This is a genomic window from Microbacterium lacusdiani (assembly GCF_054779895.1).
In genome coordinates this window covers 49,705-60,464 of sequence record NZ_BAAGXJ010000012.1, presented here as the reverse complement: position 1 = coordinate 60,464, position 10,760 = coordinate 49,705, and the positions used below count along the sequence as shown (strand labels likewise).

The 10,760-nt window shown below is 72.8% G+C and carries 8 protein-coding genes; 3 read left to right on the top strand and 5 right to left on the bottom strand.

Going from position 1 to position 10,760, the window contains the following annotated elements; all coding sequences use genetic code 11:
* Nucleotides 1–1,554 (top strand): 2-oxoglutarate dehydrogenase, E2 component, dihydrolipoamide succinyltransferase (sucB, locus tag ACYVGN_RS08930; RefSeq protein ID WP_460790211.1); only part of this gene is annotated, 1,554 nt, incomplete at its 5' end.
* Between the two features lie 70 nt (nt 1,555–1,624).
* On the opposite strand, the gene ACYVGN_RS08925 is transcribed toward sucB, so the two are convergent.
* Entirely contained in the window at nt 1,625–2,980 is a 1,356-nt protein-coding gene (locus ACYVGN_RS08925) for a hypothetical protein (RefSeq protein ID WP_460790210.1), read from the bottom strand.
* A gap of 142 nt (nt 2,981–3,122) precedes the next feature.
* Here ACYVGN_RS08925 and ACYVGN_RS08920 point away from each other — a divergent pair, with 142 nt between their 5' ends.
* On the top strand, nt 3,123–3,830 hold the full coding sequence (locus ACYVGN_RS08920) for a DUF4191 family protein (RefSeq protein WP_055989279.1): 708 nt from the start codon (nt 3,123–3,125) through the stop codon (nt 3,828–3,830).
* 61 nt (nt 3,831–3,891) lie between these two features.
* Here ACYVGN_RS08920 and ACYVGN_RS08915 read toward each other — a convergent pair whose 3' ends face one another.
* Nucleotides 3,892–4,293, bottom strand: a complete 402-nt coding sequence (locus tag ACYVGN_RS08915) for an RDD family protein (protein WP_460790208.1) — start codon at nt 4,291–4,293, stop codon at nt 3,892–3,894.
* Nucleotides 4,294–4,452: 159 nt separating this feature from the next.
* On the opposite strand from ACYVGN_RS08915, the gene glnA (ACYVGN_RS08910) reads away from it, so the two are divergent.
* On the top strand, nt 4,453–5,877 hold the full coding sequence (gene glnA, locus ACYVGN_RS08910; protein ID WP_134744928.1) for a type I glutamate--ammonia ligase: 1,425 nt from the start codon (nt 4,453–4,455) through the stop codon (nt 5,875–5,877).
* 196 nt (nt 5,878–6,073) lie between these two features.
* On the opposite strand, the gene ACYVGN_RS08905 is transcribed toward glnA (ACYVGN_RS08910), so the two are convergent.
* From ACYVGN_RS08905 to ACYVGN_RS08895, 3 genes are all read right to left on the bottom strand, one after another.
* On the bottom strand, nt 6,074–9,076 hold the full coding sequence (locus ACYVGN_RS08905; protein WP_460790206.1) for a bifunctional [glutamine synthetase] adenylyltransferase/[glutamine synthetase]-adenylyl-L-tyrosine phosphorylase: 3,003 nt from the start codon (nt 9,074–9,076) through the stop codon (nt 6,074–6,076).
* A gap of 10 nt (nt 9,077–9,086) precedes the next feature.
* Nucleotides 9,087–10,424, bottom strand: coding sequence for a type I glutamate--ammonia ligase (gene glnA / locus ACYVGN_RS08900; RefSeq protein WP_460790204.1), 1,338 nt, complete (start codon nt 10,422–10,424; stop codon nt 9,087–9,089).
* 97 nt (nt 10,425–10,521) lie between these two features.
* A complete protein-coding gene (locus ACYVGN_RS08895) occupies nt 10,522–10,743 on the bottom strand; it encodes a hypothetical protein (protein WP_055989295.1) in 222 nt (73 codons plus the stop codon).
* Nucleotides 10,744–10,760: the final 17 nt, after the last annotated feature.

Genomic DNA, 10,760 nt, shown 5'->3' with positions numbered 1-10,760 from the left:
GAGCCCGCTCCGGCCCCCGCCGCGGAGCCCGCTCCGGCCCCCGCCGCGGAGCCCGCTCCGGCCCCCGCCGCGGAGCCCGCTCCGGCCCCCGCCGCGGAGCCCGCTCCGGCCCCCGCCGCCGAGGCCGCCCCGGCCGCGCCCGCGGGCGACGCCACCGACATCGTGCTCCCCGAGCTCGGCGAGAGCGTCACCGAGGGCACCGTCACGCGCTGGCTGAAGAAGGTCGGCGACGAGATCGCCGTCGACGAGGCGCTGCTCGAGATCTCGACCGACAAGGTCGACACCGAGATCCCGTCGCCGGTCGCCGGCGTCATCCAGGAGATCCTGGTCCAGGAGGACGAGACGGTCGAGGTCGGCTCCGTGCTGGCCCGCGTCGGCAGCGGCGCGCCCGCCGCCGCCCCGGCCCCCGCCGCCGCGCCCGAGGCTCCGGCCGAGCAGCCGGCCCCCGCTCAGGAGGCCCCGGCTCAGGAGGCCCCCGCTCAGGAGGCGCCCGCTCAGGAGGCCCCGGCTCAGGCGGCCCCGGCGCCCGCCCAGCCCGCGGCGCCGACCGAGCCCGTCGCGGCCCCGGCCCCCAGCGCCGAGGCTCCGAAGGCCGAGCCCGCGGCGCCGACGTTCACCCCGCCCGCCGAGGGCGACGACAAGGTCTACGTCACGCCGCTCGTGCGCCGCCTGGCCGCGCAGAACGGCGTCGACCTCGCGACGGTCACCGGCACCGGCGTCGGCGGTCGCATCCGCAAGGAGGACGTGCTCAAGGCCGCCGAGACCGCTGCGGCTCCCGCCGCGGCCGGTGCGGCGCCCGCCGCCGGCGCGCCCGCCGCCACCAAGCTCCCCGTGTCGGAACTGCGCGGCACCACGCAGCCGATGACGCGCCTGCGCAAGGTGCTCGCGTCGCGTGCGGTCGAGTCGATGACCTCGACCGCCCAGCTGACCACCGTGGTCGAGGTGGACGTCACGAAGCTGGCCGCGTTCCGCGACCAGGTGAAGGGCGACTTCCAGGCCAAGACCGGCGCCAAGCTGTCGTTCCTGCCGTTCTTCGCCCTGGCCGCCGCGGAGGCGCTGCAGGCGTACCCGATCATCAACTCGACGCTCGACGGCGAGAACATCGTCTACCCGCCGACCGAGAACCTCTCGATCGCGGTCGACACCGAGAAGGGCCTGTACACGCCGGTCCTGCGCGACGCGGCGTCGAAGAACCTCGCCGAGATCGCGGCCGGCATCGCCGACCTCGCCGAGCGCACGCGCAACAGCAAGCTGAAGCCGGACGACCTCGCGGGCGGCACGTTCACGCTGACGAACACGGGCTCGCGCGGCGCGCTGTTCGACACGCCGGTCGTGTTCCTGCCCCAGTCGGCCATCCTCGGCACGGGCATCGTCTTCAAGCGCCCCGGCGTCGTGAAGGTCGACGGCGTCGAGGCGATCGGCATCCGCTCGTACGTCTACCTCGCGCTGTCGTACGACCACCGCACGATCGACGGCGCCGACGCGGCCCGTTACCTGTCGGCCGTCAAGGCGCGCCTGGAGGAGGCGGCCTTCGCCGCCGATCTCGGCATCTGACGCAGACGTCCCCGAGGGGCTCGGCCGCATCCGCGGCCGGGCCCCTCGTCGTTCGGGGCGGCGCCCGTCCTCACCCGGCCGCCATGGGGGTCGCCGTGCGGAGCAGCCAGCGCCCGTCGAGCCGGACGAGCTGCAGCAGCAAGGACCCGCGCTCCCCCGCCGGGTCGTCCGCGCGCAGCACGGCGACGTCGCCGTAGTCGTCGAGCAGTGCGAGCTGCGTCGCACCGGCAGCGGTCTCGAGCGCCTCCGGCGGCAGCGGCTCGGCCCCGGCATCGCGGATGCCCGCGCACAGCGGGTCGCCGTGCGCGACGCATTCGGCCAGCTCGTCGAGCAGCCGCTCGGCGGCCGCGGCGGGATCCTCAGGAGCGGGCGCCCCCGCGACAGGCTCCTCCGAGGACGCCGGCGACGCATCCGGCGAGGGCCCCGGCGCCGCCGCCGGCGATCGCTCCGACGCGCCGCGCGCCGCGGCGGGCTCCGGCTCGGCGGGCCAGAGCAGGCCGCCGCCGAGCACGAGCGCCGCGACGACGCCGCCGGCCAGCAGCGGTGCGCGCCGCCCGCCCGCGAGGCGGGAGCGGAGTGCGGCACGGGTGCGGTCGAGCGCATCCCCCACCGCGTCGGCGATCCCGGCGTCGCCGAAGCGCTCGATGAGCCCCGGGATCCCGGATCCCGCGGGGCGGAGCTCGACAGCCGTCCGAGGCGCCGCCACGCGCGGACCGCCCGCCCTCTCCTCGGCGCGCTCGATCGCGCGCGGGGCGCACGCCTCGAACAGGGCGTCCTCGAGCTGCGGCAGCGCCCTCGCGAGCGCCCTGGGCCGTTGCAGAGCGGACCGCCCCTCCTCCAGGAGCCGGACCAGGACCCGGTCCCGCGTGTGCTCGGCCGCCTGGGCGATCACGGCGTCGGCGGCCGAGGCCACCGGCTCGGCGTCGTCGGATCCGGGCGCGAACAGCGGCCGGCCCCCGTCGTCGATCCACCACGTGCCGCGCGGGCCCTCGGACTCGGGCGCCTGGTCGGCCCAGGCCTCCCGCACGCCCCGCAGCAGGCTGACGACCAGGGTCACGAGCTCACCCCCGGCCAGCGGCGCGCCACCCGCCGCGCGCGCCGCGAGCAGCCGCGCCAGGGGCTCCCGGCACCAGGGCAGCTCGAGGTCGTGCCCGTCCCCGCGCCGGACGACGTCGCACGGCGCGAGCAGGTGCTGCGGCGGGTCGGGCCGCCCGCAGAAGACGCGGTCCCGCGCCTCGACCGCGTCCGCGAGCACGACCCGTCGATCGCCCGCGGCGGCCAGCACCCCCGCGACGGGCGAGAGGGGCGGCTCGACGCGGCGGATCGGCCGGTACGCGTCGGTCAGCGCGGGCGCCCGCGATCCGACGGGGGTCGTGCCCGAGGACGCGGGCGGCTGCTCGAGAGGCGCGATCGGCGGGCGGGTCATGGCCTCATCCTGCGCCCGCCCCGCCGTCCCTTCGCCCCGCCAGCAGCGCCGGGAGCGAACGCGCCCGGATCGACGGCCTGTGGACGAGTCGCGCGCCGCCCTCACGGTCGGCGCACCGCATCCCACTGGGTACTCTTGACGTATGGCAGCACGCACCCCCGAGGCCGAGAAGCGGCCCGGATTCTTCCGGCAGATCAGGTCCCTGTTCACCTTCACGCGCGAGGTGTACCCCTGGCTCGGGTGGCTGCTGCTCGGCATCCTCGTCGCGGGCGTCCTCGTCGGCGTCCTGATCGGCGTCCTGCTCCAGCCGACGTGGTGGGGCATCCTGCTGTGGGCCATCGCCGGCCTGATGCTCGGCGCGCTCGCGGCCATGACGACCATGACGCGCATCTCCACGCGCGCGATGTACCGCAAGATCGACGGCATGCCCGGCGCGACCGGCCACGTGCTCTCCACGATGCTCGGCCGCAGCTGGCGCTCGAGCGAGATGCCCGTCGGGGTCAACCCCAAGACGCAGGAGGCCGTGTACCGCGCGGTCGGCCGCGGCGGCGTCGTGATCGTCGGCGAGGGCTCGCGCGGCCGCCTCGCGCGCCTGATGCGCGACGAGCGGATGAAGGTCAGCCGCGTCGCCACCGGCGTGCCGGTGCACGAGCTCTACGTCGGCCACGGCGAGGGCGACGTCCCGATCGCGGACCTCGCCAAGACCATCAAGGCGCTCCCCAAGGCCATCGACCGCGCCACCATGGGCGCCGTCGTCCAGCGCATCGAGTCGGTCTCGCAGTCGCTCGCCTCGCTGCCGATCCCCAAGGGCATCGACCCGACCAAGGCCCGCGCGCCCCGACCGCGCTGACCCGCTTCACCGAAGGAGCCCCCGCCGCCGGCGGGGGCTCCTTCGTCGTGGATCGAGCGGATCAGGCGCGGACGAGGACCGTGCCGGCGGCCCTGTCGTGGAGCCCGCGCTGATCCGCGTCCCAGATGACGGCGGGGATGACGAGGACCAGCAGCAGCGTCCGGACGATCGGGCGCCAGACGCCGGGCCACCCGCCGCCCTGGAGCTGCAGCCGCATGCCCGCGAGGCGATGCCCCGGGCTCCCCCCGATCGTCGGGATGAACAGGATCTGCACCACGGTGAAGACGACCATGGTCGCCATCGCGTCGTACTGGAAGAACGCGATCGAGATCACCACCGCCGCGATCCAGTCGATCGCGAGGCCCGCGAGCCGCCGCGGCACCCGGGCGATCGACCCCGATCCGTCTCGCGGCAGTCCCAGACGCTGCCCGGGATAGGTCTCATCGGCGGTGGAGGAGGTCATCTGTCCAGCCTACGTGCCGCGGAACGACGCGGATCACGGGGCCCGCGTAACATGTCGGAAACATGAGGGACACCCTCGGGCAATGCCGGGCCTATAGGTTCAGGCCGTCACCTGTGTTCCAGGCGATCCCACCCGAAGTCCCACCAATCTGGAGCCGCAATGTTCAACGACTCATCCGAGGTGCTGAAGTTCATCAAGGACGAGGATGTCAAGTTCCTCGACATCCGCTTCACCGACCTTCCCGGCGTGCAGCAGCACTTCAACATCCCGGCGTCCACCGTCGATGAGGACTTCTTCACGATCGGCCAGCTGTTCGACGGCTCCTCGATCCGAGGCTTCGCGAACATCAACGAGTCGGACATGCAGCTGATCCCCGACGTGACCACGGCGTACGTCGACCCCTTCCGCGAGGCCAAGACCCTCGTGATGGTGTTCGACATCTACAACCCGCGCAACGGCGAGATCTACTCGAAGGACCCGCGTCAGGTCGCCAAGAAGGCCGAGAAGTACCTCGCCTCGACCGGCATCGCCGACACCGCGTTCTTCGCGCCCGAGGCCGAGTTCTTCATCTTCGACGACGTGCGCTACGAGGTCTCGCAGGGCAAGAGCTTCTACTCGGTGGACTCCGAGGAGGCCGCGTGGAACACCGGCCGCGAGGAGGAGGGTGGCAACCTCGCCAACAAGACCCCCTACAAGGGCGGCTACTTCCCGGTCTCGCCGGTCGACAAGCAGGCGGACATCCGCGATGACATCGTGCTGAAGCTGATCGAGGTCGGCCTCGAGGTCGAGCGCTCGCACCACGAGGTGGGCACCGCCGGCCAGGCCGAGATCAACTACAAGTTCGACACGATGGTCCACGCCGCGGACGACATCCTGAAGTTCAAGTACATCGTCAAGAACACGGCCGAGCAGTGGGGCAAGACCGCCACGTTCATGCCGAAGCCGCTCTTCGGCGACAACGGCTCGGGCATGCACACCCACCAGTCGCTCTGGTCGGACGGCAAGCCGCTGTTCTACGACGAGAAGGGCTACGCGCAGCTCTCGGACATCGCCCGCTGGTACATCGGCGGCATTTTGAAGCACGCCCCCGCCGTCCTCGCGTTCACGAACCCCACGCTGAACTCGTACCACCGCCTGGTCAAGGGCTTCGAGGCGCCGGTCAACCTGGTCTACTCGGCGGGCAACCGCTCGGCGGCCATCCGCATCCCGATCACGGGCTCGAACCCGAAGGCCAAGCGCATCGAGTTCCGTGCGCCGGACTCGTCGGGCAACCCGTACCTCGCGTTCGCGGCGCAGCTGATGGCCGGCATCGACGGCATCAAGAACCGCATCGAGCCGCACGAGCCGGTCGACAAGGACCTGTACGAGCTGCCGGCCGAGGAGGCGAAGAGCATCCCCCAGGTGCCGAACTCGCTTCTCGACTCGCTCGAGGCCCTCAGCAACGACCGCGAGTTCCTCACCGCGGGCGGCGTCTTCACCGACGAGCTGATCGACACGTGGATCGAGTACAAGTACGAGAACGAGATCCTGCCGATGCAGCAGCGTCCGCACCCGTTCGAGTTCGAGCTGTACTACAGCGTCTGATCCGAGCCGCACGAGGCCCCGTCACCTTCCGAGGTGGCGGGGCCTCCGTCGTCGCGCGAGACTGCAACGCCGCGCCGACACAGCGGGTGACCGCAGCGTTCTCAGCGCGGCGATGCGGTCTCAGCGCGGCGATGCGGTCTCAGCGCGGCGATGCGGTCTCAGCGCGGCGATGCGGTCTCGGCGCGGCGTTGCGGTATCAGCCGTAGAAGAGGCGGTCGAAGACGCGGCGCGCGCGGCGCGCGGTGCCGAGCCAGTCCTGCTCCACCTGCGTGGCGCTGTGCGGCGGGTACTCCAGGATGCGGCCGATGCCGTCGAGCAGGCGGCGGTCCGTGGGCAGGACGTCGCTGGTCTGACCCGACAGCAGCGTGTTGGCCGAGCGCAGGCGCGCCGCGAGGAGCCACGCGGCGCGCAGGCGGGAGGCGTCCTCCTCCCCCACGAGGTCGGCCTCGACGGCGGCCTGGAGGGCGTCCAGGGTCGACGTGGTGCGCAGCCCCGGCACCGCGTGGGCGTGCTGCAGCTGCAGGAGCTGGACGAGCCACTCGACGTCGCTCAGGCCGCCGGGGCCGAGCTTGAGATGCCGGGTCGGGTCGACGCGGTGCGGCAGCCGCTCGGTCTCCACGCGCGCCTTGATCCGCTTGATCTCGCGCAGGGCCTGCTGCTCGACGCGCTCGGGGTAGCGCACGTCGTCGGCGAGCTCCGTGAACGCGGCGATCAGCTTCACCGACCCCGCCACGCCCCGCGCGCGCAGCAGCGCCTGCGCCTCCCACGAGAGGGACCAGCGCCGGTAGTACTCGGCGTAGGCGTCGAGCGACCGGACGATCGGGCCCTTGCGCCCCTCGGGGCGCAGGTCGGCGTCGAGGTCGAGCGGCAGGCGGAAGTCCTCCGAGACGCGGCGCACCTCGGCGACGATCTTGAGCGCGAGGGCCTCGGCGCGGTGCGGCTCGACTCCCTCCGGGCGGTACACGTACAGCACGTCGGCGTCGGATCCGAAGCCGAGCTCGGCGCCGCCGAACCGGCCCATGCCGATGATCGCGAAGTCCAGGCTCGCCTCCTCGTCCGGCACGATCTCGCGCCGGACGGCCCGCAGCGTGGCCTGCAGCGTCACCTCGGTGATCGTGGTGAGCGCGTGGCTGAGCTGGTCGATCGTCGTCACGCCGAGCACGGCGCCCATCGCGGTGCGCAGCATCTCGCGGCGGCGGAGCGCCCGCACGGAGCGCATGGCGTCCTCGATCGTCGCGTGGCGGGTCTGGATGGCGCGCGCCTCCTCCTCGAGGGAGGCGCCCGGCCGCGGCAGCAGCTGATCGTCGCTGTCGAGCCACGCGACCGACTCGGGGATCCACTCCATGAGCTCGCCGACGTAACGCGAGGTCGACAGCAGGCGCGTCAGGCGCTCGGCGGCGCCGGACGAGTCGCGCAGCATCCGGAGGAACCACGGCGTGTCCCCCAGTCGCTCGCTGATCCGGCGGAACGCCACCAGCCCGTAGTCCGGATCCGCGCCGTCCGCGAACATCCGGAGCATCACCGGCATCAGATGCTTCTGGATGGTCGCCTTGCGGCTCAGGCCGCTCGTCACCGCGCCGATGTGGCGCAGCGCGACGGCGGGCTCACGGAAGCCGATCGCCGCGAGGCGGTCGCGGGCCTGCTCCGTGGTCAGGCTGCCCTCGTCCTCCGGAAGGCGCGCCACGGCCCCCAGCAGGGGCCGGTAGAACAGGCGCACGTGCACCTCGCGCACCTCGCGCTTGACGTCCTCCCACACCGTCTGGATGCCGTCGGCCGAGTCGGCGAGACCGGTGGCCCGCGCGAGCGCACGCAGGCCCTCCTCCGTGCGCGGCATCAGGTGCGTGCGCGTGAGCCCGGCGAGCTGCAGGCGGTGCTCCAGGAGGCGCAGCGTGCGGTAGTCGCGCGCGAACACGGCGGCCTCGGCGCGCCCGATGTAGCCGCCGGCCTCGAGCGCGTCGATCGCGGGGAGCGTGCCGCGGTGGCGCACCGACTCGTCCGTGCGGCCGTGCACGAGCTGCAACAGCTGCACGGCGAACTCGATGTCGCGGATGCCGCCCGGGCCGAGCTTGACCTGCAGCGGCACGTCGGCTGGCGGGATGTGCTCCATGACGCGCTCGCGCATCCGCTGGACGCTGTCGACGAAGTCCTCCCGGCCGGCGCTCGCCCACACCTTCGGCTGGGTGGCGGCGACGTACGCCTCACCCAGCTCGTGATCGCCCGCGAGCGGGCGCGCCTTGAGGAGCGCCTGGAACTCCCAGCTCTTGGCCCACCGGTCGTAATACGCGATGTGCGACTCCAGCGTGCGCACGAGCGCGCCCTGCTTGCCCTCGGGGCGCAGGTTCGGGTCCACCTCCCACAGCGGCGGCTCGGCCTCGATGCCGTCGATCCCCCGCATGGTCTGGATGGCCAGGCGCGTCGCGATGTCGATCGCGCGCCCCTCGGTGAGCTCGGAGCCGTCCGCGGGCTCGCCCACGAAGATGACGTCGACGTCGCTGACGTAGTTCAGCTCGCGCGCGCCCGACTTGCCCATGCCGATGATCGCGAGGCGCGTGCGCGCGACGTCCTCCCGCGGGTACCCGGCGCCGAAGCCGCCCGCGGCGGCCGAGACCTTGGTGCGGGCGATCGCGAGCGAAGCCTCCAGCGCCGCGCCCGCGGCATCCGCCAGCGCCGCCGTCACGGCGTCGACGACGCTCACGGGCTCCGGATGCATGAGGTCATACGCCGCGATGCCCGCCAGCTGCGCGCGGTACGCGACGCGCAGGCTCACCCAGGCTGCGTCGTCGCCCGACGCGGCGAAGCCGTCGTCGTCGGCCCCGACCGCGTCGAGCAGCGCGGAGCGCAGCGCCTCGCGGGAGGGCAGCTGCACCCCCGCCGACGGCAGCTCGGCCAGGCGATCGGGCCGGCGCAGGTAGAAGTCCGCGAAGCCCCGTGAGGCGCCGAGGAGCCGCCACGCGACCTCGCGTCCCCGCGGGTGCGCGAGCACGTCGCGCACGCTCTCCGCCCGCCGGCGGGCGATCCGCACCAGCCCCGCGAGTGCCTCATCCGGATCGGCCGCGCGCGCAGCGTCCGTCAGCAGAGCGTCGCGTTCGAGCCCGACGAGCCCGCCCAGCTCGGCGAGCTGCGTCTCGGCCTCGTCGAGGTGCGCGAAGCCGAGGCGCGCGAGATCCGTGAGGAACGACGTGCGGTCGCGGCTGCTCATGCGCGCCGATTCAGATGATGTCGAGGCTGTGACTCAGCTCGAACTGCGTGACCTGCGCGCGGTACTGCTCGAACTCGCGGCGCTTGTTGCTGAGCACGTAGCTGAAGACCTGCTCGCCGAGCGTCTCGGCGACCAGCTCGCTCTCCTCCATGTGCTCGATCGCGTCGTCGAGGCTGGCCGGCAGCGGCTGGTAGCCGAGCGCACGGCGCTCCCCCGGCGTGAGGGCCCACACGTTTTCCTCGGCCTCGGCGGGCAGCTCGTAGCCCTCCTCGATTCCCTTCAGGCCCGCCGCCAGCATGAGGGCGTAGGCCAGGTACGGGTTGGCGGCGGAGTCGACGCCGCGGTGCTCGATGCGCGCCGACTGGCTCTTGCCCGGCTTGTACAGCGGCACGCGCACGAGCGCCGAGCGGTTGTTGTGACCCCAGGTCACGTAGCTCGGCGCCTCGTCGCCGCCCCACAGGCGCTTGTACGAGTTGACGAACTGGTTGGTGACGGCGGCGATCTCGTTCGCGTGGCGCAGCAGGCCCGCGATGAAGCGACGTCCGGTCTGCGAGAGCTGGTACTGCGCGCCCTCCTCGTAGAAGGCGTTGACGTCGCCCTCGAACAGCGACATGTGCGTGTGCATGCCGCTGCCCGGCTGGCCGGCGAGGGGCTTGGGCATGAACGTGGCGTGCACGCCCTGCTCGATCGCCACCTCCTTGACCACGGTGCGGAAGGTCATGATGTTGTCCGCCATGGTCAGGCCGTCGGCGTAGCGCAGATCGATCTCGTTCTGGCCAGGGCCGCCCTCGTGGTGGCTGTACTCCACCGAGATGCCGAGGTCCTCGAGCATCCGCACCGAGCGGCGGCGGAAGTCGTGCGCCGTGCCGCCGGGGACGTTGTCGAAGTAGCCCGCGTGGTCGACCGGCTCCAGGCCGTCGGGGCCGGGCGTGGACGACTTGAACAGGTAGAACTCGATCTCGGGGTGCGTGTAGAACGTGAAGCCCGCGTCCGCGGCCTTGGCGAGCGTGCGCTTGAGCACGTTGCGCGGATCCGCGACCGCCGGCTGCCCATCGGGGGTGGTGAGGTCGCAGAACATGCGGGCGGTCGGATCGACCTCGCCGCGCCACGGCAGCGTCTGGAAAGTCGTGGGATCCGGGTGGGCGAGCAGGTCGGACTCGTACGTGCGGGTCAGTCCCTCGATCGCGGAGCCGTCGAAGCCGATGCCCTCGCTGAAGGCGCCCTCGACCTCGGCCGGCGCGATCGCGACCGACTTCAGCGTGCCGACCACGTCCGTGAACCACAGACGCACGAACTTGACGCCGCGCTCCTCGATCGTGCGCAGCACGAAGTCCCTCTGCTTGTCCATCGTGTCCCCTCTGGAGGCGATATAGACGGGCGTTCCCGCTCGCCCAGCCTAGTGGCCAGAAGGGACCCGGCCCCGCTCGACACGGCCCCGCCGGGGGTCAGGGCGTGCCCGCGCCCCAGCCGCGCTCGCGCTCCTCGTCCTCGGCCCAGGCCTTGGACCGCGTCTGCAGCAGCTGCGGGGCGTTGCGCGCCTCCTCCGCGGTGTCGAACGGGCCCACGCGATCGATCGCGGGCGACTCGGGCCCGTGCTCGACCTCGCCGGTGCGCATGTTGTACCAGTACTTGCTCTCGATCTCGTCGGGCGTCTCCGAGGTGCTCATGCCCCTGATCCTAGGCA